This window comes from Flavobacterium cupreum (assembly GCF_003996965.1).
GTDB classification, from domain to species: Bacteria; Bacteroidota; Bacteroidia; order Flavobacteriales; family Flavobacteriaceae; genus Flavobacterium; species Flavobacterium cupreum.
The window spans coordinates 102929-128397 of record NZ_QWDM01000001.1; the positions used below are offsets into that span (position 1 = coordinate 102929).

The following is a 25469-nucleotide window of genomic DNA, read 5'->3' on the forward strand; positions in this document are numbered from 1 at the left end:
GTGCTGCAAAGTACAGACGGGTTTTCCATTTTATTTTTGACGTTTCTATTTTGCTGCTTAAAGCAAGTGATCATCAAAAAAGAGCAATCCGCTTATTTTTCAGGCCTTACAGGAGAAAGTTAGCATCAAAAAACACAAAAAAAACCTCGTAATACACTAATTTTAAGTTATTTATACCTTACATTTATAATAAATACCATAAATTATATAACCTGATCTGTATCGGGAATCGTATATTTGAAAGCACAACTATAGCCGTTTTATTCCCACTTATACCAATTGAAGCACGTTTATTACTTTTCGACAGATTTTGCCGTTTAGAATCAAAGTATTGCTGTAATTTAAATTTTGTGATTTACAATTTAAAAATACAGTAAAACCATACAAATCAACCGTTTAAAAAGTATCCTAAATAGTTAGTATACCGTTTGAATTTCGTAACCTCCAAAATAAGCTTATGAATCCTATTAATGCTATAATCATATCAGGGGAAAAAGAAACACTGCAGATTCTAAAAAAATTTGAAGAGGAGAACGCTATGATTATAGAAATACTCGGAGAGGCAGATGGTATAAGCACCGGAACCCTGTTGATTAAATCCAAAAAACCGGATCTTATTTTTCTGGATATCGTGCTGGAGGACCAGGCTTTTTTTGAAATGCTGGAACAATTAGAATTCAGCATACCGAAACTGGTATTTTTATCCGCACATAAAGAGTGTGCCATGATGGCATTCAAACACAATGCCATTGATTTTCTATTGAAACCGCTTGATTTTAATGCCATTATTTTAGCCATTTACAAAGTAATCAAAAGGAGAGAAATGGAACGCTCTTATCAGAATCATAAAATCAACAGCATCAATATCCTGAATTCTGCCAGTCAGTCGAATGATTATGTGGCAGTAGCTTTCCTGGAAAAGATAGAGTTAATACCTACGGCAGATATTATTTTTTGCAAAGCAGATGGAAAACACACTGTTTTTGTACTTCTGAACGGTACTAAAGTAATGTCCAGCAGGAACCTCGGAGAATACAGTACGATTTTAGACCACAACTATTTTTTCAGAATACACCATTCGTATATCATCAATCTTCGTCATATCGTTAAAATTTCAAAAAAAGACGGCTATTTCTGTGAGTTTTCCAATGGAGCCATTTTACCGGTTGCCAAAAGACGACAAGAGGATTTTAATAAATTTATTAAACTTAAAGAATAAAAAAAACGGCTTCCTGTTTTGCATTAATTTCAATTAATTACAGACCAATCGCTATGAAAACAAAAATAGTACCTTTTGAGGAGAAAATTGCTGATAGTGCCGCGATTCAACAAGGGCTGAAGACCGGCAGCATCAATGCTATGGCAGAAGGTTTTCGTTTCGGAAAAGAATATGAAGCAGGCCGGCAGGCAAAAGAAATACCACAGAATACTGCCCATGCATCACAAGAGTCCTTAGAGGATCTTCGGGAAATCTTAGATTTTTCAATGGATCTGATTTGCGCCTGCGACGAAGAGGGAAAACTTGTGTGGGTAAATAAAGCCTGTGAACGTATTTTAGGCTACAGGCGCGAAGCATTAATCGGCAAAAAATACATCGACCTCCTGTTTCATGAAGATAAAGAAAGCAGCACGCAGGAAGATTTCAGTGGTAAAAACGGAGCGCAGTTACCTATATTCGAAAAAAGGTTTCTGCACAGCAACGGCACTATTGTCTATCTGCAATGGTCTGCGGTATGGGATGGTAAAAAAAACCGAAGCTACTTTATAGGCCGGGATACCACCAGTGAAAAAAAAATAGAAAAAGCGTATAAAATTGAAAGACAGCGATTTTATAATTTATTCTCTCAGGCACCTTCCTGTATGGGAATCTTAAAAGGTCCCGATCATATCTTTGAATTGGGCAATGAACTTTATCTGCAATTAATCGGCAAAAAAGACATTATAGGCAAAACAGTAAAGGAAGTGTTGCCGGAACTGGAATCGCAGGGGATTTTTGAAATTCTGGACACTGTGTATAAAACAGGCGAAACCTTTTCAGCCAACGAGATGCTCATAAAACTGGATCGCGACGGAAACGGAAAATTAACAGAGGCTTACTTAAATTTCATCTATCAGGCCAACAGGGATATCAACAACAATATTGATGGTATTCTTGTCTTTGCCAATGATGTGACAGAGCAGGTAGTGTCCCGCAAAAAAATTGAGGAACGGGAGAAAATGTACCGGGACTTAATCCACAAATTGCCGGTTGCCACTTATTCCTGTGATCGGGATGGACGAATAACCATCTATAATAAAGCTGCGGTAGCATTATGGGGAAAAGAACCGCAGATCGGAAAAGATATGTGGTCGGATTCCTGGAATATGAACGCTGCTAAAAAAAATCCTGAGCCCCAGAGTTTATGCTCGCTGGCATCTGCACTGACAGAAGAGGAGGCAAACTTCAGGAAAGAAATCATCATCCAGCGCCCCACTGGCGAAAAACGCAATGTCCTGCCCTACCCTGTTCCTTTTCGCAATGCAAAAGGCCAGATCACAGGTGCCGTAATTGTACTGGTTGACATTACTGAAATGAAACTCACACAAAAACAGCTCAAGAAAAGCGAAAAAAAATACAGGTACCTCTTTGATAACAATCCAATGCCGATGTGGATTATTGATTTAGTTACTTTTAAATTTCTCGATGTCAATAAGATGGCGGTGGCGCATTATGGCTATAGCCGTGAGGAATTTCTTTCTATGACTGCGTTAGACATACGTCCAAATAATGATAAAAAGAATTTCCTTAAATCCAGTGATACTTCAGAAATTAACCAATCGAATTACAACAGGGGAAAATGGAATCATCTCAGAAAAGACGGCTCTGTTTTTCCCGTTGAAATCATTGCCCACGATATTATGTATGAAGGGTCGCGGGCAAGATTGATTCTTTCTAACGATATCACCGATCGCACCAAAGCCGAAATAAACCTGGAAAAAAGAAACAAGGAGCTGCTCAAAACCAATGCGGAACTCGATAAATTTGTATACAGTGTTTCGCATGATTTACGTTCCCCCCTCACTTCTGTTTTGGGCCTGCTCTCCTTTATTGAGACCGAAAGCAAGGAAGCTGATACCGTTATACATGCTGAAATGATACGCTCCAGCATCAATCGTCTCGATGATTTCATAAAAAACATTTTAAGTTACTCGCGAAACAAGCGCACCGGTCTTCGACTGGAAAAAATTTCGCTTCAGGAAAGCCTGCTGGAGGTCGTCAATTCGCTTCAGAGCACAAGAGATGCAAAAGGAATTCAGTATGATATTAAGGTCACACAACAGCGGTCGTTTTATACAGACCGGCTGCGCTTTAATACCATACTCGAAAATCTGATCTCCAATGCCATCAAATACCAGAAGAAAGAAGAGTCCGGCAGATATATAAAAATAGCCGGTCATGCTGATAATGAAACGCTTCATCTGACCATAGCCGATAACGGAATCGGTATTGCGCCCGCCTATCACCAAAAAATTTATGACATGTTTTTTCGGCTTTCCGGCAAAAAAGAAGGTTCCGGTATCGGCTTGTATATTGTAAAGGATGCCATAGAAATATTGCAGGGTTCCATAAACATAGCGTCCGAAGAAGGAATCGGCACTACATTTACCATCACACTAAAAAATTTGAAACCATGATCGAAGCATTAGTACCAAAATTTGAGACCGTCATGATTATTGATGATAACATCATCGATCTATATATTGCGTCCCGAATGATCACTCAGAATAATTTTGGAAAAAAAGTATTACTCTATACCGCGCCGGAAGAAGCCATGAAATACCTGCAGGACCATCAGGACAATATTGCGGAGCTGCCTCAGATCCTGTTTGTGGATATTTATATGCCCTTGATGTCAGGTTTTGAATTTCTGGAGGCCTATGATAAGCTGTCGCCTGTCTTAAAAAATTATTGCAGGGCTTATATTATATCATCTACCATAGACAATGAAGACATCTCATTATCCAAAAGTAATACCAACGTAGTGTCGTTCCACATCAAACCGGTTACCAAAGAATTTCTCGACCGGATTATTTAAGCATCCTTATGATGATTTAAAATTTACATCACGGTAATTCTACTTCCTTGTACATTACCGGAACTTTTATGGCATTCCTTAAGCAGGTAAAGCTCTTTTTATAAGAAGAGCGGAATCGTCATGGAACCGCTTAAGTACGCGGACTCCAATGGTACCTGCTCCGCCGGAAATTCCAATAGTCTTCCTTACTGAAATTTCACTTACTTTTTTACTCAAATCCGCTATTACAATTTACACTGGTCCTGTGACAGGGAGTGGTCATCTTCTGTCCCGGCGTTCCAATCTTAATACCTTCATTTTCAAAATACTGTACCCTATTTATCGTTTGCCTATTTGATTTTTCGAATAATGTGCCGCTTTTCAAAAAACAGTTATACCCTATAAAAGACACTTATTACTTCTCACTTTTAATTAAGCAGGCATTCCCCTTAATTTGCCTTACTGTTAAAGCAGAAATCCTACTGTCATTTTTACCAATTCTTTATTATTTAATCAAAGTTGCTATCCCAAATAATGAAAAAAATCGCCCCTTTTTTACTTTTTATTATCCCTTTAATAGCCCTTTCTGCCAATCCCCCTCCACCCGGTTTACCCGATGAACCCGTAGCAGTACCTATTGACACCGGTCTGCTATTATTAGTCACAGCAGCTGTTCTGTGGGGCGGTTATGTTGTGCTTAAAAGAAAGAGAAGCTTACTTTAAAATCAGGGTACCTCTTACTATCATCATCATTAAACCAAAAGCAATATGAAAAAAACTTTACTCGTAGTAGCTGTTTTTATTTCTTGTCAGGCCTTTTCCCAGATATCCATTGGGGCCAGCACACCTATGTATGTAAAAGGCCAGGTATTGTATGTGGGGCAGCAAATCAATTTAGCAGCCAATTCCAATCTGTATTTACGAAACAATTCCCAATTGGTACAGGGTACCACCGGACTTTCAGCCAATACCGGAACCGGCAATATATCTGTTTATCAGGAGGGTACTTCCGATAATTTCGATTACAACTACTGGTGTTCTCCGGTAGGAAATACGGCCGCCACTGCCGTCAATAACAATTTTGGAATTACACAGTTGTATCAGCCCCAGACGGCAACAGCATCAGCCGCTGCTGTCCTGTTGCCTGCCGGCAGTTACAACGGCTCAGCCAATCCGTTAACCATTGCCTCACACTGGATCTACAAACTGACCAATGCCAATAACTATTCGCAGTGGATACAAGTGGGAAGTACCACTGCACTTGCACCGGGAGAAGGATTTACAATGAAGGGAACCAGCGGGTCTGATACCACGGACCCTGAGGGCACCGGAATTGTAAATAACCCGGGCACCGGTCTGCAGCGCTATGATTTCAGGGGAAAACCAAACGATGGCACTATTACGGTTGCCGTTGGTGCGAATAACGCCGCTACACTAACAGGAAATCCCTATCCTTCTGCACTGCATCTCAATGCTTTTCTTTTAGATCCCGCCAATACTGCCGCGACAGGTATTGCCTATTTCTGGCAGCAGGACAAAAATGTAAACTCCCATTACCTGTCGGCTTACAGAGGCGGTTATGCCGCATACGCCCCGGTTAGTATCGAATCAAACGGTATCTATACGGCTGCCACATTTCGATCGTACAACAGCAACGGAACGGTAAATAACAATCCTCCAACAGGAACAAGTCCTGCCATTGCCAGAAAATACCTTCCGATCGGTCAGGGGTTTCTGATCAACGGTGCTGTCAACGGAACCGTCTCTTTTAAAAATGCCCACCGCATTTTTTATAAGGAAGACAACAGCACCTCAAAATTCGAAAAACCGGCCAGAAATGTAAGTGCCAAAACAGCGGGAACTGATAAAGACCTTCCGCCGGTCCCGCCGTCACCCATTCCTTATTTTAAGCTGAATACCATCATCAACGCCGAATATACCAGACAGCTTGCCTTAGCTTTCGTTTCAGGAGCAACAGAGAGTGTAGACAAAGGAATAGATGCCAAAAATATGGATGAAGACCTTCCGAGTGATATTTCTTTCTGGATTGAAAACGGAAATTATGTGATTGAGGGCGTTCCTTTCAATTTATCAAAAAAAATTCCGCTGTCGGTAAAAGCCACCGCTGCTACCACCTTTAAGTTTTATATCTCAGAAATGGTTGATTTTTATTATGACCAGGTTATCTACCTGTACGATTCCAGCGATAACTCGTATCATGATATTAGTAAGGACAGCTACGAAGTTACCGTTGCATCCGGAACCTATACAGAGCGTTTTAAAATCAGTTTCACTAACGGAACGCTCGGAACAACTGAGCAGATCAAAACTAATTTCATAATTACCCAGGACAATACCAACCAGGTTTTAAAAGCAATAAATCCGGATAACAGCCCGATAAAATCATTTGCGCTTTATGATATGGCCGGAAGGACAGTGCTTTCTAAAGACAATTTAGAAGCCGAACAAAACTACGGTTTTTCAACTTCCGGACTGAGTTCCGGTGTGTATATCGCCACCTTCCGGACAGTCGACAATACAGCCGTTTCCCAAAAAGTAATCATCTCCAATTCCGGAAAATAGTCCTGAATCGCTGTGTCAACAGAACAGGGTCACTTTCAAAATATTCAAATTAATTAATACTCAACACTATGGTAACGAACTTTACTCCTCACAATACTAAAAACCTGCTGCTGCTCTTTTTCTTTTTCCTCACGATTTCGGGGAATGCACAAATTGGTATCGGTACGGTTACACCCAATGCAAGTTCCGTTTTAGATATAACTTCTACAACACAGGGTATGCTGGCACCGCGTATGACCACTGCCCAGCGCATCGCTATCGCCACACCCGCTGAGGGATTGCTGGTTTATGATACCGATTTAAAATCATTTTATTATTACAGTGCTTCTGCCTGGGCAGCGATGAGCAGCACTACAAATGGAAGAGCCAATTTTAAGCGTATAAAATCAACTGATAATTTAGCCGTTGTGCTGGCAACAGAGCTTGCGGCCGGTGGCGGGGCCAAATACGTACTGACCGCCAATACCTTATATGAAATAAACGGTATGGTGACCTTTAATTTTCCTATAGATCTTAATAATGCCTACATAGACGGTCTGGATGCCAACGAAGATATTATTTATAAAACATCGGGAGTGCTGTTTGACGGGACCGCCGGTGGCAGTATCAGGAATGTAACCATTCTGGCGCCGGGTGCTACCGTATTTAATCTAAATGCTGCAGTATCAACAACAACATTTTTAATGCGCGATACTATCATTGCCAATGCTTCCAGTATCGGAACGATATCCGGTTACGGGTTGGTTTTCCTGAGCATTGTCAATTTTTCGGGAAATACAACCGGGATCACCTACAACAATATTGGTCAGCTGTTATTGAGCAACCAAGCCTGGTTTGTCAACAATGGCGGTACCTACGAAAAATTTACGGGAACCTTTACCCTGATAGAAAAACAGGGAGGTTTCTCTAATGTGGGTCCGGGGGCATTTGGCCTTGATGTTTCTACAGCCGGTCTGGCTATTAGTGGTGATGCTGTTTTGGAATCTGTTGTTTTTACCGGTGCTACCCCTGCCAATTATGTAAAGCCCTATGCAGCCGCCTCTACGTATACCGGCTACAATTTCAGTAATGCCTGGAGCGTCCGGGCGGCCGGGATTCCAAATGAATCCGATACCAATGCCACAGGAGATTTCTCTATGGATGCCGAAACCGGAGGTGCCATACCGCTTAATTTAAGTGCCGGAACGCCCAGTACCAATTTACGCATCTATTCGGCCTCAATTCCCACAGTCTCGGGCAATTTATTCCGATTTTCAACAGATGCCACCTACAACAGGTTAAAATATGTAGGTAAAAAGAAAAGGATTTTTCAGGTATCCGGAGCAGTAAACTTTCAGGTACCCTCAGCAGGAACCTATATTGTACACTTATACAAAAACGGCGTGGCAATGCCGCAATTTAAATTTTATGGCAGGGGAAATGCCGCAAATGATATTATCACCCTTCCCATCAATGCCTCTATCGAATTAAACACCAGTGATTACATCGATTTTTACCTGCAGCGTTACAGCGGCAATGACGGAGCCGATGTACTGGTTTCGAATATGACAATTATTATAAAATAAGGGGTTTCGCGAAATATGAATGCTGCCAGCACTTAAGAGCAGTACCTTCCTTAAAAGATATTGTACCAAAAAGGCTCCGGGAAAAAATCCGGAGCCTTTCACATCAGGACAACTCTCTTTCTTCGACTAAACGAATAGCCTGCAAAATCGCTTTATGAGCCGTTAGCTCCGCTATAAAGCCATCAACTTCTTCGATTCCGTTTTCAATACGCTGTACGTCCAGCTCTTTTTGCAGTAAGGCTACAAGGCCATAGCTCTCTTTACGGTTTTCCAGTAAGACTTTCTTGTATTCTAACTTTACTTTCTTTTAAACGCATCTACTTTAGACGGGTCTTCGGGAAGTACACCAATCACGGTCCTGTAAAATTACACGTAGAAGCCTTTTCAAATCATAACCAACATTTTCCCTTTGAAATCATATGTGACATATACAAAGCCGAGTTGTTCATTTATTGATTCAATAAATCTATAATTTTATTTAATGCTTTTTTCGATTCGGTCATTAAGGGCAGCAATGGCCAAATATGGGGCATTTCGGCGCCTAAAATGACAGTGTGCTCAACCTTTGAATTTTTAAGTGCTCTGCATAACAAGACCTGATCGGGGTAGGTTATGTCGTTTTCGGCCAGAAATAAAATGGTGTTGGGAAAATCTGTAAAGTCACCGAACAACGGAGAAATCATAGCATTTTTTAAATTACCATCATCTGAACACATCTTTTTTGCACTTAAAACACCATTTTTTGAAAGCATGGGATCTCTTTTGTCAATTTTATCTATGTCAGGATTTTCGAGGGAAGCATCCATAACAGGAGAAATTAACAGCAGCTTTGATGGCAGGCAAATGTTGTTTTTCACTAAACGTTGAACCATAGTGATAATTAAAGTGGCTCCAACTGAATCACCCATAAAAGAAATGTCTGCAAAATTAAATTTACTCGCTGCCAGGTCGTAAATTAAATCTATGTTGCTGGAAATTTCTGAAATTTTGTGCTCCGGGGCTTTAGGGTAATTACACATCCAAATCGTATATTGAGTGCCTTTAGCTATTTTTTCGACGCTGTCCCAGTGATGTTGCGAGGGTCCTGAAACAAAAGCGCCACCGTGAATGAATACCAGTAATTTGTCGGAATTATATTTACTCTTTACCTCAGTCACAGTTGTACCTGCTACGGAGAAACTGGTACTGTGTGTTTTAAAAAATTTGCTTTTAGGCGAGTGCACGTCATCTTTTCTTAATTTCAGGAAATCAATTGGATGCTCTGAAAAGTTTCTTTTTATGCCTTTAAATTTGATAACAGATAAAGTGAGGTAGTATGTGAAGCTTTTTGCCATTAGTTTATTTAAATACTGATTACATTTTTATTCTCCTTTGTAAAAATAGGATTAAAAGTCTTTTTTAGACAAACGAAGATATTGAAAATGTGGCATATAAAAGAGTTATGAGTTAACTGATAGCTATTTTATAAATGCAAATCATTATTCTGTAAAAAAAAACGCCGCTATCCTTTTTACATTTGATAAAGGACAAACACAGGCACGCAAGGCCATACCGCCAAACTTGCTCAGGACACTCCTTTAAAGAAACGATAGTAAAAATTTAATTTAAAAAAAATAAAATGATAAATTCAGATATTCCGGAAAATTACGGTCAGGATGACAAGAATTTTCAAAACGCAAACAAAGGCAATCACGGAAAGCAAAAAGATTCCTCCGCTACATCTCACCCTATTACAGACAATGCCGAACCCGATTACGGAGGAGATCTGAGTACCGAAGAAATCAGCAGCGAATCCGGTCACAAAAATGTTGCAGGCAACGTTCAGCAAGATCGCAAAACTTCAGATTCAGAACCGCAAAGCAGCGATGAAAACAGCAATCCTTATGATTCAGAGAATCTTGACAATGAATCGGACAGCGAATCGAAAGATATAACGGAGAAGGACATTGAAGAGGATCTTCTACATAATGATCCTTCTGAAGGATTTGAAACTGAGATTGATACTACTGAGAGCGATGAAGCTACAAGTGATACCTTTAAAACTCTTGAACCCAATCAGGATAATCCCGTTAATAAGGAATTCGAAATAGGGACGCTTAGCAATGAGGAGCTTAAAAACGATGAATTGACCAGGGATGAAACAAGTCGTGGTGCGGTCCACAATACTAAACCTTCTCAGCGAAAATTTTAATGTATTGAGATGTTAAGCCACGGTCCACAGCAATGCGCCGCTGGCAATGGCTGATAGCAGGAATGTTAACCATCTGGAAATAATATAATTAAACAGCAAAAGGCTGTAATGTAGTCCACGGCTTCTTTTTTAACTTTACTGCTCTTTCTCTCTTTAAGAGATTGACGGCCTGTTTTGAAAGCAGCAATTATTAACTATTTAATTAAAACAATATGATACCACAAGAAAACTATGATACTTACCATCAGGAAGATAGTACGTATCACATGGGGGAAGAATCCATCCAGTCTGAAACTATGGAGCACACCGATCCGGGTGTTAACCAGCACTATGACGATGAGAGATCTTCCGGCCACCAGCCTGGCGAACTGGACCATGACGATGCAGACAGAAGGACTTTAGACGAGTCTGAAGCGGATGAAGATGACGAGGATTAATTTTTTTATCAACGTAGTTTATCCAAATAGAAAAGCCTGCGAAATGATTGCATTTCGCAGGCTTTTTTGAATTTTAATTTATCTTGTTTACAGGGCAGAGCTTACCGGCACTGATCATACAAATGCAAGTTCAGAATGACTGCCTTCTGGCTGCCTGACCACAATCACACCAAAAGAAATTTCCGATTTTCTTCCAGAGTCGAGATAAGATTTATACTCAGTATATCCTCGAGTATGGATTTAAGTTTTTCAAAAGAACTGGGTTTTACCGCGTAACATGTAGCGCCCAATTCCATTGCCATCCGAATATTTTCAGGGTCATTGCTCGTCGAAAGCATAATAATATTTACTTCCTTTAAATTTTCATGTTTTCTTATTTCTTCAAGACATTCAAATCCTGATTTTCCAGGCATATTGATATCAAGAAAAATGAATTCAGGAAGTTCTGTATCAGAATTCTCAAACAGATCATCCATCAAATACATGCCGTCGTGAGCCATTTTTAGAATAACACCGGGCTGAATTTCCAGCATCGCATCAGCAAAGAAATCCCTGTCATCGCTATCATCATCGGCTAAATAAATATATCTCTGAGCACTACGGTTGTCAACAGCCATAATCAAAAAATTTATATTAAACCAAAAAAAAAAGTTTGCAGTGAGCAAAACGTATCAATTTACAGCTTCGGTAAATTTTGAGTATCGAATTATATCCATATCCAGATCAGGGAACACAAAGATAAATCATAATTAGGAAAAAACACATTAAAAAATATTTTTTTTACATTCTCATCACCGTCTTATTTCTGTCAGTTCCTCAATATTTACGGGCAATTGTCCTGGAACAAAAAAATGAACCGTCTAATTTGTTATAAATTAGAACATAAGGTTTCTTAAATCATGTTTCGATCTGTACTAATTTTGTCTTAAATAAAGAGAAGAGTATGGAAAGGTCAATGGTGCACATCGCCAGGAATAGGTTTTTCATGTCCTGCGAAAGACTGACTGATTCACAGATTAACGGGATACCGCCATTATTGGAAGTGGCGAAAGAGGTATTGTGTATCGTGTTCTTATGAAGCGCTATTTCGGACTACGCTCTCCTGCCCCTTCACCTTGCGATAAAACTTTGTCCACAGGCCAAAACTATGAAAGCTGACATACAATTAAAACTTATGAAAATGATGCTATTTGATGACACCGAAATTTTTTCATCAGGCAAAGGCGGCAAAAGAACATTTGACGTCCCTGATGCGGATCTGATGCTGATTGATAATTTTTTCAGTAAGGAAGAATCCGATTATTACTATAATTTTTTATACCATAATTCCCAGTGGAGGGAATATGAAATGCCTATGTATGACAAAGTAGTCACAGCACCCAGAATGATAGCATGGTATGGGGCGACGAGCCGGGTTGAGCGAAAATCAAACCCGGACTGGCCCCACCAGCTCCTTGAAATCAGGGCGCGTGTACAACAGCATACCAATATTAAATTCAACGCAGTACTGCTTAACTTATACAGGGACGGCAGTGATGGTGTTGGCTGGCACAGTGATAAAACGACCAGCAGCAATAAAAACATGAATATCGCTTCGGTGACTTTTGGGGAAACACGCCTGTTCCGTCTGCGCCATAAAACCCTCAAACATATTCCGCAGATCGAAATACCCCTGCATCATGGAACTTTTCTGCTGATGGCAGGACATACCAATACTTATTGGGAACATCAGGTTCCTAAAACAGCCAGGGATGTGCTGCCAAGAATCAACCTTACCTTTCGTCAGGTTAGATAAGGCATTGGTACTCTATTGAGGGAAGTCCTGATTTGTTTTTTCTTTTAGAAGATTCCTGTTTTCCAAATGAGTTTTATGGCACATTAGTTTTTATGTTTCTGACTATCATTGCAATCCTGTAAAAATCAGGGTTTATCTTATAACGGGATTGGTGAACTGTTAAGGTAACTTTAGCGAAACTTTTAAATACAAAAATCATGGATGATAAAACGAAAACAGGAAAAGCAGATGATTCACAAATTAATATCAATGAATCATATGAGGTGCAATACTGGTCTGAAAAGTTCAATGTACCGCAGGAAGTATTAAAAAGTGCTGTGAGAGCTGCAGGCACGAATGTCGAACATGTCAGGGATTATCTGGCAGAAAATAATTAATCATGCCCTGGCACAACGGGGACTATCCCCCATCTTATAAAAACCAGCCCGCCGGGTTAAGGGAAAAGGCCGTCGAGATAGCCAATGTCCTGCTTCAGGACGGCGCAGAAGAAGGCATCGCCATAGCCACGGGACTCAAACAGGCCCGTGAGCTTTTGGAAAACCATAAAGAGAAAACCCATAAAACTGAAAATCATGGAAACGAATAAAAACATACCAGAGGACGCGGAAAATACAAACGAAAATACAAACGAAAATGCAAACAGCGCCTACAATGGTTCGGGGAGCATGCAACCCGGTGCAGGAACCGGAGAAGCCGGTCGTCTGAATGACTACCAGAAAGATGACCTGGATGATGCTGCAGACAAAAAAAACAATCCTGAGGGAAAAAGCATTGCCGGGGCCACTGACCCTTCCGGGCTTTCGGATATTTAACAGTGTCGTATTATAATGACAGTAAGGGATCCTGAAAAGAATTTAGTATTTTTATGGTAAATTCTTTTCAGGGTTTTTGATTTTATCCGAAGGTGTAAAATGCGCCTGATAGATTCCAAAAATACTATTTCTTCAAATTAAAAAAAGACAATGACCGATCCGATTTTAGAGCAGCTTAATCAAAAACAGCTTCAGGCAGTCAAAACTACCGAAGGCTATGTGCGCGTCATTGCCGGGGCCGGATCAGGAAAAACAAAAGCCCTGACCTCCAGGTTTGCCTATATTGTGGACCGGCTCGGAATCAATTCCTCCAACATACTTTGTGTGACCTTTACCAATAAGGCGGCACAGGAAATGAAAAAAAGAGTAAAAATGCTCATCGGTGATACCTATGATGTAAGCCTTATTACCACCTACCATGGTTTTTGCGTGCGGTTTCTTCGTGAGGAAATAAATAAGATCCAGTACCCCAAAAATTTCATTATACTCGATGCAGAAGATCAAAAGACCATTCTGCGCGAGGTTTTTAACGAGCTGGACATCAACTCCAAAAACCTGACTTTCAAACAGGTCCTGCAGTTTATTTCCAAGTCCAAAGGCACCTCTGACTATTTGGGCTACATTTTGGCAAATAAAAGTTTTGAGGACGAGCAGACCGACAATTTATCGCTGAGGGTATTCCATAAGTATCTCGATAAACAAAAGCGGAACTATGCCCTGGACTTTGATGATTTGATACATTTCACCGTATACATCCTGACTACTTTTAATGAGGTACTTGTAAAATGGCAGGAAAATATACATTACATACAGGTTGATGAGGCGCAGGACAGCTCCGACAGTCAGTTTGAGCTTGTTGAAATGCTCTCGCGTATTCATCAGAATTTATTTGTGGTGGGTGACCCTGACCAGGCCATCTACGAGTGGCGCGGTGCCAAACCCGAATACCTGGTAGATTTTGATAAAATGTTTCCGGACTGCGAAACGATCATCATGAACCAGAACTACCGCTCAACGCCCAACATCCTGAAAGTTGGCAACCATATTATTAAAAACAACAAAATAAGGGTTGACAAGGATATGATTACCGAGAAGCCCGCCGGGTTTGAAGTGGTGCATTTTCACGGCAAAAATGATTTTGAGGAATCACTTTGGGTAGCTTCGGAAATTAAGGAGATCATTAAAACCGATAAGGCAAAATATTCCGACATCACCATATTGTATCGTGCCAATCACATCTCCAGAAATATAGAGCAGTCACTGATCAAGGAAAATATACCCTATACCATATTTGGTGGTGTTAAATTCTTTGAAAGAAAAGAAATAAAAGATGTTTTATCGCTGTTAAGGCTTATTGTAACGGGCGACAATATTTCATTCCTCCGTATGTTCAATCAACCCTCCCGCGGTCTTGGCAAGAAGTTTATGGAGCGCCTGAGTTATCTGGGGCGCGAACAGAACCTTTCCCTGCTCAAAGCGCTTGAACAAAACAGTACAGACAAGGAATTGGCTAAAAAAGGGGCCGTTGAATTTCTGGATTTGATCGCTCAGCTAAAAGAGCTTGCTAAAATAAAATCCATATCGGATCTGGTCAAAGAGATACTGGAAAGAAGCGGACTTGCTGAATTATATCGGAAAGACGGTGATGAGGACCGTCTGGAAAACATCAGGGAGCTTGTCAGTTCCATGCTGCTGCTTGAAAAAGAATATAAAGAGCCTATCAACGCAGCCGAATACCTGCAGGAAATTGCGCTGTTCACCGATTTGGATACACACAATGAAAATCAGGATAAAGTAAAACTGATGACAATCCACATTTCAAAAGGACTGGAATTCCCCTATGTTTTTCTGTGCGGTTTTACCGAAGGTGTCCTGCCAAGCGCGTTGTCCATCAAAGAAAGAAGAAGCCGCGCCATTGAAGAAGAAAGAAGGCTCACCTATGTAGCGGTGACGCGCGCCGAGAAAAGATTTTACATCACCGATTCGGAAGGATATAATTTTACGACCGGGCTTAATAAATATCCATCGCGCTTTCTCTTTGAAATCAGCGAGGAGTTTTACATCCGTAAAGGCAAATTAAGTCCCGAAATCCTGCAGGCTGCTAAAGTACCGGCCGGAAATCCAAATGCAGAAAGCAGGGAGCTTTTTGCTGTCGGGAATCTGGTTTACCATGAGGTGTTTAAAAAAGGGAGAATCAATGCGGTCGATCTGGAAAAAAACCAATATACCATTGACTTTTTTGAAATGGGCAAGGAGAAACCAATAGACTTCAATTTTCGTTTCCTGAAAAAAATAGCCGATGATTCCTCTTCAGAATCCAGTGAGCATGGTACTACTGATTCTGCCGGGGATTTACAATCCCATTTGAAGTCCCAGAAAAATCCGTTTGAAGAAGATCTCACTGAACTTTCAAAAGCGGAGTCTTTAGAGAATCAGCCATTTGATGAAAATGCAAAAGCAGATCCAGGCCAGAATTTAAATTCAGACAATGCTTCAGAATCTGTTAAAATCAAGGATCAAAAATGGTGGAAGTTTTAATGGTACCCTGCTCTTGCCGCAGCCATATGGAGCCTTTTTTTCATATATCCTTATAGCAACGCCCAATAAAAAATAATATTTCGATGAAAAAAAAGGTTGTCCCCACAGGACACCCCGTCTTTCTTCTGTTTCGTATTTTTACGTGAAGTGATAAAAATATCACCGGCAAAGTTGAATTTCCTGTATAGTTTTGGATAGTTTTTTTGTATATTGAACTTCTAAGTTAATTGTTACGCAAGGCATACATTAATTCTTGTTTTGTCATTTTAGATCTTCCTTTAATGTCTGCTTTTTTAACTTCCTGATAAAGATCTTGTTTGGTTCTCTTCTCATAGTCGGCGCTTTTACAGCCTCGTTTCTCAGCATCTTTAGCAAGTCAGATAATCTTTGCTTTAGAAGAATATAATAAGAACTAATCCAGGACTGCAGCACGGGTGTTAATTTTTCAGATTATCTCTAAATATATAATTAAATGATTTACAAACCTCGCTGCCTGCATGGCCGTTTAAACAGATAAAGCCTAAATTTTGTAATTGAGGGCAGATCAATAAATATATTCCTCATGTTTTTTATAACTTCGTAACTTCATACTTATACAAAAGAATAATAAACTCATAATTAGTATAAAGCAAATGGTTGATATTGCAGAATTTAAAGCAGTCCAACAGAGTCTGGTGCGCGAATTTGTACTAAACATACAAAACGGAGAATTTAACCTGGGATTTACACAGGCAGATCAGCCCGACCTGATCGATACTGAAAAATTTTATCGCAATGGTAACTTTTGGACTGCCCAAATTAATAACGAAATAGTAGGTACAATTGGGCTTCAGAAGCTGGACAATCAAAATGGAGTACTTCGAAAAATGTTTGTACAAAAAGATTACAGGGGTGCTGAACCAAAGATTTCCCAATTGCTTTTTGAAAAACTGGCCACTTATGCACGAAGTATTGATTTAAAAATAATTTGGCTTGATACCCCTGGTATTGCCGTAGCATCACACAGGTTTTATGAAAGAAATGGCTTCCAGCAGACCGATCGGCTGAATCTGCCGGACAATTATGTTTTTCCGGATAAAAACTCAAAAATCTACAAACTCGAATTAAAGTAAATTGTATAAGGAGCAAAAGTACGTCCGGTACATTCCATTTTGTTTTTTACTTAGATCATTCTTGACATAGATCAATTCTTTTCCTATCAAATATCAATAAAGAAATTAATGTATTATAGGAAATTTGCAGTGTAAAAAAAACACACATCAGCTGATGTGTTAAGTATCTAAATCTAATCTATTACAAAATGGAAATTACCTCACAAAATAAAGGCGGACTTGCCTCCTTTTCCCTTTACAATGTCGCTTTTACGGTTGCAGACCTCGATCAGTCGATCGCCTGGTACAAAAATATTTTTGGCTTTGAGCTTGTAAGCCGTGTAACATTCTCGATCCCGAGTGGCTCTGCAGAAACAGCGATCATTAAATCGGGGGAACTTCGCCTTGAGCTTTTACAGGTCGACAACGCAAAACGAATCGAAGAACTGTTTGCAGAAGCACCCGGGCATCTTATAACGATCGGAAACAAATCTATTGTCTTACAGGTTGATGATGTTGCAGCAGCTTCTCAGGAACTTGAAGAAAAAGGAGTGAAATTTGTATGGCGTGAGCTTTACATAGCAGGCGATAAAATGCTCTGTACGATGATTGAAGACGTCGATGGAAATAAAATCAATATTTTCCAGACTGATACTATTATTGGGGAGTAATACAAAAAATCTTTGTCAGGGTTTATAAAGCTGTACCCTTAAGAGTGCAGCTTTATAAGTACTGTCCTGAGCAAAAAGGAGTGAAAATAGAAAATCCTTGCAGTAATCTGTTTATTTTTACAGCGGTAACTAAACTAATCCTCATAGTATGAATAAAGTATTTTCAGATACGGGAAATTTACTTTTGGGCCTTGATCAGCCTGAAAATAATACATTGGGGACACCTGCGCAATTTGCGGAATATACCATCATAATTGTCACGGCCGGTGAAGGCGTTTTCCATGCAGATTTTGCTTCTTTTGCATTTTCTGGCCCTGTAATCCTTTTTTCAACACCACAGCAGACCATATCCATTAAAGAGAATACCGCTTTAAAATATGCAATCCTGCAGTTTCACAGCGATTTTTACTGCATTGAATACCACAGAGATGAAGTTGCCTGCAACGGACTTTTATTTAATACTATTTATATTGAACCTTCACTGCAGCTATCATCAGATGAACTTGTATCCTACCAGATGATAATGAGTCAGATTACTGAGGAGTTCAAACAGCCTGTTCCCTCAGATATCGTACTTAGAGCTTACCTCCAGCTATTTTTGGCCAAATCCAGCAGCATAAAAATTAAGAGTATCGAAAAGCAAAAAGTATACAGGGATGAGAAAATGGATGTATTCAGACAGCTTCTTGAAGAAAATTTTCTGACACTTCGAAAACCCGGCGATTATGCAGCACTGCTAGCGATGACTTCTAATAGCTTTACAAAACAGTGTACCAGGCGCTTTAACAAAACACCTTCGCAAATGATACAGGAAAGATTAATTCTGGAAGCAAAAAAGCAACTGCACCTTACAAGATTAAGTATTAAGGAAATCGCCTTTGCACTAAAATTTCAGGACGAATATTACTTCAGCAGGCTCTTTAAAAAAATGACAAAAATTTCTCCTCAGGCTTTCAGGAATACCACAGGGATTTCAATAGTGGCTGATTTGTCTATCTAAAAGCACTTTTGATCCATTTCAGCAGAACCCTACCCGCTGTAGCTTTGTATTGTTAATTAATGACATATAATTTAAAAAACAAAGCAATGAAAAATACTATTTTAAATACAATCGCAAACCTTGACAGCGTGGGCAAAAAGGTCATTAGGGCTGGAATCGTAATTGTTTTCCTCTGGATTGGAGGACTTAAATTTTTCCCTTATGAGGCTGATGGAATTGTACCCTTTGTAGCCAACAGCCCATTTATGTCTGCATTGTATAATAATCCGGAGCAATATAAAGATCACGTCAATAAAGAAGGGGAACTGATCGCTGAGAATCGTCAGTGGAACATCGAAAATAATACCTATGGCTTTTCAAATGGGCTGGGCATCTTGTTGATCGGCCTTGCAATTCTGGTAGGAATTCACCGTTGGGCACCTCTGGAGAGTATGTTTGGAAGTATCTTGTGTTCCTGTTAACCCTTGGAACACTTTCTTTTTTAATAACAACCCCCGAAAGCTGGGTGCCGCATTTGACCGACCAGCAATATGGATTCCCTTTTTTATCAGGCAGGGGACGTTTGGTTCTTAAAGACATCGTGATAATGGGAGCCTCTATTATTACCATGAGCGAATCGGCCGCCCTTTACCTGCGAAATAAAAAAAGAAAATCAAGTACTGCACGGTAATAAATCTCAGGTCTTCTGTTGACATGGCAGTTTAAATATATTTAAAGTAAGGACTATGGGACAATGCTCCGCAGGTCCTTTTTTAATATCTTTATGGAAGAAAAAAAGTTAGGTCTCCGGAAAAAGTAGTCCAGGCATCAAAGGCCGAAACTGTCGGAACTTAATGGCACATGGAAAAACAGCTTTGCTAAATGAGATCTAATAAGTCTTTTGCTCCTATATACCTTTCACATGTAAATCCTTCAGCATATTGAACCCCGATAGCGCGTCCGAAAATCTGATTGGTGCTTTCAATCTGTTTCAGCAGATTTAAGATGCCCACCGCACCTGAGTCCGAAGCAGAAACAAACTGCGTATCATACGCCTGAATAACTTCCGTTTTTTTCGTAAAAAAATCGGTAATATCAACCACAACATCAGGTTTTATAAAATAATCCTGAATATAATGGTATACAGCCCCTGCACGCCACTTAAGCTGCATTTCTCCCTGCTCAAATGTTTCAATTTTTCTTAATCCTGATAAAAAGGACGCCTCTCTTATCAGGTCGGCTGCCTTTTTATGATCAGGATGACGATCAAAAACTGCATTTGCCAAAATAATTTTGGGCTGATATTTTCGTATCAGATGAATGACCTTTAATCGGTTTTCATGGGTATTCTCTATATTGCCATCCCTTAAATTTAACTGTTCCCTTGCAATAATGCCAAGCATTGCTGATGCCTGTAAAGCCTCCTTTCCTCTTGAGTGTTGGTCTCCGAAGCTGCCGAGCTCTCCTTTGGTCAGATCAACTATTACAACTTTCCCGTTGTTCTTTATTGTTTTTAAAATAACCCCGGCCGCGGCACATTCCACATCATCAGGATGTGCACCAAATGCTAAAATATCGATACTCATACTTTTCGATTTATTTGCCTGAAAGCTGCTCTTCCAGTGTTTTTATCTTATTCTCAAGGCTTACAATATACTCTTTTTGAGGCAGCAGTGCATCGTCAATTTCCTGTGTGGTATAACGCGGGGTGATATGCTGTGGGCAATTCCAGTCGTATGCCTGTATTTCAAAAATCATCATTCGCTCCGGACGAAATTTATATTCTTCGGGTTTTAATAAATCATACAGTTTCGGATCACTCTCCAATTCCACTATTTTTGCCTTAGCATACAGTTTCAGTCTTGCCCTGTGCGGATAAGAAATCATGATAATGGCTACATTATTGTTTGTGGCAATATTTCCCGTTGATATATATTGTTTATTGCCGACAAAATCAACAATTCCAATTGTTGAGTTATCAATGACTTTTATAAAACCTTTTGGTCCTCCCCTGTGCTGAATGTATGGATATTCATTGGCCCCAAAGCTGGCCATATAAAAACTGTCGCGGTCCGCTATGAAATAAATTTCATTGTCGGTAAGTCCGTCGACAACGGCCATTTTTTCCATGCGGTCGTAACCATTTCTACTCCCCTGTTTTTCCTGCAGATCTTTAACAGCATCTGTAAAGGCTAATTTTGCATAATTCATAATCAAAAAATTTAAATTGTTTTGAATTTTATATACTTCCCTTTTTATATCATATAAATCCCTAAAAATGATTTAGAGAAACCATCTTTAAGGATTTAAAAAAAAATAAGGATCATAACTCCTGAATCTGTCTTATCATTTGATTGGTGAAACCCCACTCGTTATCATACCAGGCCATTACTTTCACCAGATCTCCATCCACTACCCTTGTCATTTCCAAATCAACTGTTGCGGCAAATGGGCTTTTAATAATATCAGTAGAAACAAGGGGTTCATCTGTTACGGCAACCACTTTCTCATAACGGGCAGTCAGAGATTCTTCGGTTAAAATAGCATTGATCTCCTCGGCTGTTGTATTTCTTTCGGTCACAAATGTGATATCCGAAATAGAACCCACCGGAACAGGAACCCTTACCGCTACACCATCAAATTTTCCGGCGTATTCCGGCAAAGCTTTTGTGGTCGCTATTGCGGCGCCTGTAGCTGCGGGAGCCAGATTGATCCCTGCCGTACGTCCCATTCTTGGCTCCCTTTTTGAAGGCGCATCTACAAGAGTCTGAGAAGCTGTATAGGCATGGATGGTATTTAATATAGCTTTTTTAATCCCTATCCGGCGTCCTAAAATCTCTATCAACGGACTGATATTATTAGTGGTACAGCTTGCACAGGAAAATATGGAAACTTTGCCTTCTGCTGTATTTACACCATGTACTATTGTGGGAGTATCCTTTGTAGGTCCTGAGATCACAACAAATTTAGCTCCTGCGATAATGTGTTTTTCCGCATCAGCTTTATTGGTAAAAAATCCCGTGCTTTCTATGGCTACATCCACCCATAATTCCTTCCACGGAAGTTCCAATGGATCTTTCTTCGAAGTATATCTTATCTTTTTATCATCAATCAGAATATAGTCCCCTTCAAATGAAACCTTTCGATCATACTTTCCATAAATACTGTCATACTTTAAAAGATATACTGCATTTTCTATACTCATCAAATCATTAATTGCTACTACTTCCAAATCCGGAGATTCAAGAATAACTTTTAAAGAAGATCTTCCAATTCTGCCAAAACCATTAATTGCTATTTTTTTCATGTTGTTTGTTTTTAATTATTTTGCTGTAAAAAAATAGAGCGTAATTAATCCGCCTATTATGATTATTATTTTTTTTAATATGTCCTGATTTATTTTTCTTGTCAATGAAGCTCCATAGTACCCGCCGATAAGGGCTCCTGCAATCATAACCAGCGTAAAATGCCAGTCTATTAAACCGGAGAATAAAAGCGTTAAGGCTGCAACCCCATTGTTTACCGCAACCATTAATACTTTTAACCCATTCATTTCATTTAGGCTTTTCATTCCGTAGAAAGTAAATACAGTTAAAACCATCATACCCAGCCCGGCACCGAAATAACCTCCGTATATGCCTAATAGCAGAAGTGGAGCAAATTTTTTATGATCATAGCTAAAACTTTCCTGCGTTTGCTTCTTGGCCTTAAAATATTCCAAAATTTTAGAACTGAAAGAAAACAGCAGCCATGAAAATAAAAGAAAATAAGGCACCAGAAATTCAAAAGTTTTAGAGGAGGCCAAAATTAACAGCATCGCTCCCAGAAAACCTCCCAGGCCAGATATGAAAAGCAGGTAAATCAAGGTTCTTCTCGAAGCTTTAATATCGTTGTGAAATGCCTTGGCACTTGCAATATTGCCTGGCCAGAGTGCCACGGTGCTAATTGCATTTGCACTTACCGGAGAAGCCCCCGCAAAGACAAGACTCGGAAACGCAATAAAACCTCCGCCTCCGGCAACGGCATTGAGCACGCTTCCTGCCACGGCAGCGAAGAATAACAGGACCTCAATAGTATACTGTTCCATATTTATTGATTTTTAAAATTTAATTCCCAAAATGCGATGATTTCACTGGCTATTTCCTGTCCAAACTCTTCCAGGGCAAAATGTCCTGTGGGATAAAAAACCAATTTGGAATTAGAAATATCCCTGTGCAGCAGTTCTGCTCCTTCTCTTTTAAAAAATTCATCATTTTCTCCCCACACTATTAAAGTGGGAGGCTGCAGCTTTATAAGCGTTTCCTGCCACAGCGAATACAGTTCAATATTTGTTTTATAATCTCTTTTCAGATTGATCTGAATGGCCTTCACGCCTTCTCTCTCCAGAAGAAACTGATCCAAAAGATACGTTTCGGGCATTATTCTCTTTTCATTCTGAACACCATTCATATACTCCCATTTGGTATAATCCAATTCAAAATAGTTATTTACCTGCAGTGCGCTTTCAGCAGTATTGGCATCATACAATTTTTTTATTTCCTTTAATTTATCTCCAACACCTTCCATGTAAATGTTTCCATTTTGAAAAATCAGCATTTTAACCATCTCGGGATTCTGAGCAATGCAGCGCATCAAAATAGGAGCTCCATAATCAAAAAGATAAAAGCTTGCTTTGCCGATATCCAGTTTTAGCATAAAGGCTGAAATAAATCTGGCATAATTTTCAAAAGTGTAATCAAAATTATCTGCACTTGGAACATCGCTGAAGCCAAAGGCAGGCATATCTACTGCAATAACCCTGAAATGCTTAGCCAATATAGGAATAATGATTTTGAACATGACAGACGAACTGGGATAGCCATGAAGCAAAAAGAGTACATTTTGATTTGATAAACCTGCTTCCCTATATCCAATCTTTATTCCCTCTACATTTATATATTGATAGTAAACAGTATAATCAATTTCCTGTGAATCAAAATTTATTTTTGTTGTCATGATATATGATATTAAAGGTTTTACCGTTTGTATTTATAATTGCATCCTGCAATGCTCTGTTTAGCATCGCAGGATGAAATTCTATGCTTATTTATTTACTTTTCTATCAAGGAAATCACTGATAAGCTCCCCAATTTCTTTTCCGTAGCTCTCTAAAGCAAAGTGACCGGTTTCAAATAAATGGAATTCAAGATTCTTGAGGTCTTTTTTGAAAGCTTCTGCTCCTACGCCCGGAAAAATATAATCGTCCTTTCCATACACTATAAGTGTTTCAGGCTGATGGACTCTGAAGTACTGCTGCCATTTCGGATACAGTAACACATTGGTTTGATAATCATAGAACATTGCCAGTTGTATAGCTCCGTTTTCAGGACGTTCCAGGTGTCTTAAATCGATTTCCCAGTTATCAGGAGAGATCGCACTTACATCCGGTACGCTGTGCGTATACTGCCATTTTAATCCATCAGGGGAGTGAAAAGTTTTAAGGGTAGCCTCGGCCTCTTTATCATTAACATTTTTCCAGTACGCTTTAATCGGATCCCAAAAAGCTTCCAGACCTTCATCATAAGCGCAGCCGTTTTGAATAATTAACGTATCGATCTTCTCCGGACTTGCACTGGCAATTCTAAATCCGATTGGTGCTCCGTAATCCATTAGGTAAAGACTGTATTTTTGAATCTCGAGCTCGCTTAAAAGTGTAGTTACTATGCTGGCCATATTCTCGAAAGTATAATCAAAATCTTTCATTGGCGGCTGCTCGCTTCTTCCATATCCCGGATAGTCCGGTGCAATCAAATGATATTTATCTGATAAATCTACAATCAGATTTCTAAACATATGGGAAGATGTTGGGTAACCGTGCAGTAATACTAATGTCGGTTTATTTTTGTCTCCTGCTTCGCGGTAAAAAATTTCAACTCCGTTGATTTTTCTTGTGTGGTAAGTTGTTTTCATAATTATTGTTTTGGTGAATTATTAGTTTTGGTGAATTGGTGCCAGTTTCGGAAAATCTATATCTGTTTTGGCGGTATTGTTAAAGTAATTTGTAAAAATGCTCAGGGAAACAGCAGCTACTATTTCTGCAATCTGTTCTTCTTCATACCCTGCGCTTTTAAATTTTGCTATAGCATCATCAGATACATTTCCTTTTGTATCCAGAACTTCTTTTGCAAATTCCAAAGCTGCGTTTGTTTTTTCATCGGATGATACTCCAATTCTTGCCTGAGCCAGAGCATCAGCATCAATTCCAATTTTCCCTCCAATGAAACTGTGTGCCGAATTACAATAGTCACATCCATTTTGGTTTGCGACCATTAATGAAATTAATTCTCTTGTTTTTGGAGTAAGTGATGAGCTGTTAAGTGCGGTACTCAATCCAAGATATCCGTTTAGTACTGCCGGCGAATTTCCCATCGTTCTCATCATATTGGGAACCATGCCCATTTTGCCTTTTATTGCAGTAAATAGTTCTTTTGATTTCCCGTTTGTCTGATCCGGGTCTAATGCTGTTAATCGTGCCATGATATTAAATATTTAATTTATAATAGTTTTGATTGTCGTTATTGACAGTACAAAGTTGCGATACTTACAGTGGCAGGAGTTAGGCACATTTTCCCGATGAGTTAACCTTTTTTCCCAAATAGCAGAAATATGGAGAAATAAGGTCTTGACGAATTATCATAACCCGGCAAATCCGCAAAAACAGCGTTTTGTAACAAAAAAATCTGCTCAATCTGCGTGAGCCTTTTTTAAGCAAA

25 protein-coding genes and 1 pseudogene are annotated in these 25469 nt (G+C 39.5%); 17 read left to right on the forward strand and 9 right to left on the reverse strand.

From position 1 onward, the window contains the following. Positions 1-457 precede the first annotated feature (457 nt). The 6 genes from D0817_RS00430 (at position 458) to D0817_RS00455 (ending at position 8203) form a co-directional block, all read left to right on the forward strand. Positions 458-1219, forward strand: a complete 762-nt coding sequence (locus D0817_RS00430) for a LytR/AlgR family response regulator transcription factor (protein WP_127336421.1) — start codon at positions 458-460, stop codon at positions 1217-1219. Positions 1220-1272: 53 nt separating this feature from the next. Further along, on the forward strand, positions 1273-3675 hold the full coding sequence (locus D0817_RS00435; protein ID WP_127336422.1) for a PAS domain-containing sensor histidine kinase: 2403 nt from the start codon (positions 1273-1275) through the stop codon (positions 3673-3675). Next, entirely contained in the window at positions 3672-4076 is a 405-nt protein-coding gene (locus D0817_RS00440; protein WP_127336423.1) for a response regulator, read from the forward strand. Before D0817_RS00435 ends, D0817_RS00440 begins: the two co-directional genes overlap by 4 nt. 513 nt (positions 4077-4589) lie before the next feature. Next, the gene (locus D0817_RS00445) at positions 4590-4778 is read left to right on the forward strand and encodes a hypothetical protein (protein ID WP_127336424.1); all 189 of its coding nucleotides are present in this window, start codon (positions 4590-4592) and stop codon (positions 4776-4778) included. A 45-nt stretch (positions 4779-4823) separates the two neighbouring features. Further along, positions 4824-6638, forward strand: a complete 1815-nt coding sequence (locus tag D0817_RS00450; protein ID WP_127336425.1) for a T9SS type A sorting domain-containing protein — start codon at positions 4824-4826, stop codon at positions 6636-6638. 68 nt (positions 6639-6706) lie between these two features. Continuing rightward, positions 6707-8203, forward strand: coding sequence for a phage tail-like protein (locus D0817_RS00455; protein WP_167470916.1), 1497 nt, complete (start codon positions 6707-6709; stop codon positions 8201-8203). A 449-nt stretch (positions 8204-8652) separates the two neighbouring features. Here the strand turns inward: D0817_RS00455 and D0817_RS00460 are convergent, their stop codons facing one another. Next, positions 8653-9537: an alpha/beta hydrolase gene (locus D0817_RS00460; RefSeq protein ID WP_127336426.1), complete on the reverse strand. Its 885-nt coding sequence runs from the start codon at positions 9535-9537 to the stop codon at positions 8653-8655. A 284-nt stretch (positions 9538-9821) separates the two neighbouring features. Here D0817_RS00460 and D0817_RS00465 point away from each other — a divergent pair, with 284 nt between their 5' ends. Both D0817_RS00465 and D0817_RS00470 read left to right on the forward strand, forming a co-directional pair. Then, positions 9822-10394: a hypothetical protein gene (locus D0817_RS00465; protein WP_127336427.1), complete on the forward strand. Its 573-nt coding sequence runs from the start codon at positions 9822-9824 to the stop codon at positions 10392-10394. Between the two features lie 212 nt (positions 10395-10606). Beyond that, the gene (locus D0817_RS00470; protein WP_127336428.1) at positions 10607-10831 is read left to right on the forward strand and encodes a hypothetical protein; all 225 of its coding nucleotides are present in this window, start codon (positions 10607-10609) and stop codon (positions 10829-10831) included. Positions 10832-10995: 164 nt separating this feature from the next. Here D0817_RS00470 and D0817_RS00475 read toward each other — a convergent pair whose 3' ends face one another. Then, entirely contained in the window at positions 10996-11448 is a 453-nt protein-coding gene (locus D0817_RS00475) for a response regulator (RefSeq protein ID WP_127336429.1), read from the reverse strand. Positions 11449-12011: 563 nt separating this feature from the next. On the opposite strand from D0817_RS00475, the gene D0817_RS00480 reads away from it, so the two are divergent. From D0817_RS00480 to D0817_RS00525, 9 genes and pseudogenes are all read left to right on the forward strand, one after another. After that, positions 12012-12626 (forward strand): alpha-ketoglutarate-dependent dioxygenase AlkB family protein, encoded by a 615-nt coding sequence (locus tag D0817_RS00480; RefSeq protein ID WP_127336822.1) that lies wholly within the window; start codon positions 12012-12014, stop codon positions 12624-12626. A 197-nt stretch (positions 12627-12823) separates the two neighbouring features. After that, positions 12824-13003: a DUF3606 domain-containing protein gene (locus D0817_RS00485; RefSeq protein WP_127336430.1), complete on the forward strand. Its 180-nt coding sequence runs from the start codon at positions 12824-12826 to the stop codon at positions 13001-13003. 2 nt (positions 13004-13005) lie between these two features. Then, the gene (locus D0817_RS00490) at positions 13006-13212 is read left to right on the forward strand and encodes a DUF2188 domain-containing protein (protein ID WP_127336431.1); all 207 of its coding nucleotides are present in this window, start codon (positions 13006-13008) and stop codon (positions 13210-13212) included. Further along, positions 13199-13438, forward strand: a complete 240-nt coding sequence (locus D0817_RS00495) for a hypothetical protein (RefSeq protein WP_127336432.1) — start codon at positions 13199-13201, stop codon at positions 13436-13438. Before D0817_RS00490 ends, D0817_RS00495 begins: the two co-directional genes overlap by 14 nt. Before the next feature lie 150 nt (positions 13439-13588). Continuing rightward, positions 13589-15976 carry an ATP-dependent helicase gene (locus D0817_RS00500; RefSeq protein WP_127336433.1) on the forward strand — a complete coding sequence of 796 codons (2388 nt, stop codon included), beginning with the start codon at positions 13589-13591 and terminating at the stop codon, positions 15974-15976. A 632-nt stretch (positions 15977-16608) separates the two neighbouring features. Further along, positions 16609-17088: a GNAT family N-acetyltransferase gene (locus D0817_RS00510; protein WP_127336434.1), complete on the forward strand. Its 480-nt coding sequence runs from the start codon at positions 16609-16611 to the stop codon at positions 17086-17088. 188 nt (positions 17089-17276) lie between these two features. Continuing rightward, positions 17277-17738, forward strand: a complete 462-nt coding sequence (locus D0817_RS00515) for a VOC family protein (RefSeq protein WP_127336435.1) — start codon at positions 17277-17279, stop codon at positions 17736-17738. Positions 17739-17886: 148 nt separating this feature from the next. Continuing rightward, positions 17887-18738, forward strand: a complete 852-nt coding sequence (locus D0817_RS00520; protein ID WP_127336436.1) for a helix-turn-helix domain-containing protein — start codon at positions 17887-17889, stop codon at positions 18736-18738. Positions 18739-18824: 86 nt separating this feature from the next. Next, positions 18825-19408, forward strand: a pseudogene (locus D0817_RS00525) (DUF417 family protein). A gap of 187 nt (positions 19409-19595) precedes the next feature. Here D0817_RS00525 and bshB1 read toward each other — a convergent pair. From bshB1 to D0817_RS00560, 7 genes are all read right to left on the reverse strand, one after another. After that, positions 19596-20303, reverse strand: coding sequence for a bacillithiol biosynthesis deacetylase BshB1 (bshB1, locus tag D0817_RS00530; RefSeq protein WP_127336437.1), 708 nt, complete (start codon positions 20301-20303; stop codon positions 19596-19598). A 10-nt stretch (positions 20304-20313) separates the two neighbouring features. Beyond that, a complete protein-coding gene (locus D0817_RS00535; RefSeq protein ID WP_127336438.1) occupies positions 20314-20928 on the reverse strand; it encodes a pyridoxamine 5'-phosphate oxidase family protein in 615 nt (204 codons plus the stop codon). Positions 20929-21040: 112 nt separating this feature from the next. Next, entirely contained in the window at positions 21041-22024 is a 984-nt protein-coding gene (locus tag D0817_RS00540) for a type I glyceraldehyde-3-phosphate dehydrogenase (RefSeq protein ID WP_127336439.1), read from the reverse strand. Positions 22025-22039: 15 nt separating this feature from the next. After that, positions 22040-22804, reverse strand: coding sequence for a sulfite exporter TauE/SafE family protein (locus D0817_RS00545; RefSeq protein WP_127336440.1), 765 nt, complete (start codon positions 22802-22804; stop codon positions 22040-22042). Positions 22805-22806: 2 nt separating this feature from the next. Further along, positions 22807-23712 carry an alpha/beta fold hydrolase gene (locus D0817_RS00550; protein ID WP_127336441.1) on the reverse strand — a complete coding sequence of 302 codons (906 nt, stop codon included), beginning with the start codon at positions 23710-23712 and terminating at the stop codon, positions 22807-22809. 87 nt (positions 23713-23799) lie between these two features. Continuing rightward, a complete protein-coding gene (locus D0817_RS00555) occupies positions 23800-24666 on the reverse strand; it encodes an alpha/beta fold hydrolase (RefSeq protein ID WP_127336442.1) in 867 nt (288 codons plus the stop codon). A 21-nt stretch (positions 24667-24687) separates the two neighbouring features. Then, the gene (locus tag D0817_RS00560; RefSeq protein WP_127336443.1) at positions 24688-25233 is read right to left on the reverse strand and encodes a carboxymuconolactone decarboxylase family protein; all 546 of its coding nucleotides are present in this window, start codon (positions 25231-25233) and stop codon (positions 24688-24690) included. Positions 25234-25469 lie beyond the last annotated feature (236 nt).

Excerpts from the sequence above, each read along its gene's own strand:
- D0817_RS00455 (WP_167470916.1), top strand. The coding sequence starts at position 6,707 with ATGGTAACGAACTTTACTCCTCACAATACTAAAAACCTGCTGCTGCTC.
- D0817_RS00555 (WP_127336442.1), bottom strand. The coding sequence starts at position 24,666 with ATGAAAACAACTTACCACACAAGAAAAATCAACGGAGTTGAAATTTTT.
- D0817_RS00545 (WP_127336440.1), bottom strand. The coding sequence starts at position 22,804 with ATGGAACAGTATACTATTGAGGTCCTGTTATTCTTCGCTGCCGTGGCA.
- D0817_RS00495 (WP_127336432.1), top strand. The coding sequence starts at position 13,199 with ATGGAAACGAATAAAAACATACCAGAGGACGCGGAAAATACAAACGAA.
- D0817_RS00560 (WP_127336443.1), bottom strand. The coding sequence starts at position 25,233 with ATGGCACGATTAACAGCATTAGACCCGGATCAGACAAACGGGAAATCA.
- D0817_RS00480 (WP_127336822.1), top strand. The coding sequence starts at position 12,012 with ATGATGCTATTTGATGACACCGAAATTTTTTCATCAGGCAAAGGCGGC.
- D0817_RS00470 (WP_127336428.1), top strand. The coding sequence starts at position 10,607 with ATGATACCACAAGAAAACTATGATACTTACCATCAGGAAGATAGTACG.
- D0817_RS00440 (WP_127336423.1), top strand. The coding sequence starts at position 3,672 with ATGATCGAAGCATTAGTACCAAAATTTGAGACCGTCATGATTATTGAT.
- D0817_RS00430 (WP_127336421.1), top strand. The coding sequence starts at position 458 with ATGAATCCTATTAATGCTATAATCATATCAGGGGAAAAAGAAACACTG.
- D0817_RS00520 (WP_127336436.1), top strand. The coding sequence starts at position 17,887 with ATGAATAAAGTATTTTCAGATACGGGAAATTTACTTTTGGGCCTTGAT.
- D0817_RS00500 (WP_127336433.1), top strand. The coding sequence starts at position 13,589 with ATGACCGATCCGATTTTAGAGCAGCTTAATCAAAAACAGCTTCAGGCA.
- D0817_RS00450 (WP_127336425.1), top strand. The coding sequence starts at position 4,824 with ATGAAAAAAACTTTACTCGTAGTAGCTGTTTTTATTTCTTGTCAGGCC.
- D0817_RS00445 (WP_127336424.1), top strand. The coding sequence starts at position 4,590 with ATGAAAAAAATCGCCCCTTTTTTACTTTTTATTATCCCTTTAATAGCC.
- D0817_RS00535 (WP_127336438.1), bottom strand. The coding sequence starts at position 20,928 with ATGAATTATGCAAAATTAGCCTTTACAGATGCTGTTAAAGATCTGCAG.
- D0817_RS00490 (WP_127336431.1), top strand. The coding sequence starts at position 13,006 with ATGCCCTGGCACAACGGGGACTATCCCCCATCTTATAAAAACCAGCCC.
- D0817_RS00475 (WP_127336429.1), bottom strand. The coding sequence starts at position 11,448 with ATGGCTGTTGACAACCGTAGTGCTCAGAGATATATTTATTTAGCCGAT.
- D0817_RS00550 (WP_127336441.1), bottom strand. The coding sequence starts at position 23,712 with ATGACAACAAAAATAAATTTTGATTCACAGGAAATTGATTATACTGTT.
- D0817_RS00510 (WP_127336434.1), top strand. The coding sequence starts at position 16,609 with ATGGTTGATATTGCAGAATTTAAAGCAGTCCAACAGAGTCTGGTGCGC.
- D0817_RS00515 (WP_127336435.1), top strand. The coding sequence starts at position 17,277 with ATGGAAATTACCTCACAAAATAAAGGCGGACTTGCCTCCTTTTCCCTT.
- bshB1 (WP_127336437.1), bottom strand. The coding sequence starts at position 20,303 with ATGAGTATCGATATTTTAGCATTTGGTGCACATCCTGATGATGTGGAA.
- D0817_RS00460 (WP_127336426.1), bottom strand. The coding sequence starts at position 9,537 with ATGGCAAAAAGCTTCACATACTACCTCACTTTATCTGTTATCAAATTT.
- D0817_RS00540 (WP_127336439.1), bottom strand. The coding sequence starts at position 22,024 with ATGAAAAAAATAGCAATTAATGGTTTTGGCAGAATTGGAAGATCTTCT.
- D0817_RS00485 (WP_127336430.1), top strand. The coding sequence starts at position 12,824 with ATGGATGATAAAACGAAAACAGGAAAAGCAGATGATTCACAAATTAAT.
- D0817_RS00465 (WP_127336427.1), top strand. The coding sequence starts at position 9,822 with ATGATAAATTCAGATATTCCGGAAAATTACGGTCAGGATGACAAGAAT.
- D0817_RS00435 (WP_127336422.1), top strand. The coding sequence starts at position 1,273 with ATGAAAACAAAAATAGTACCTTTTGAGGAGAAAATTGCTGATAGTGCC.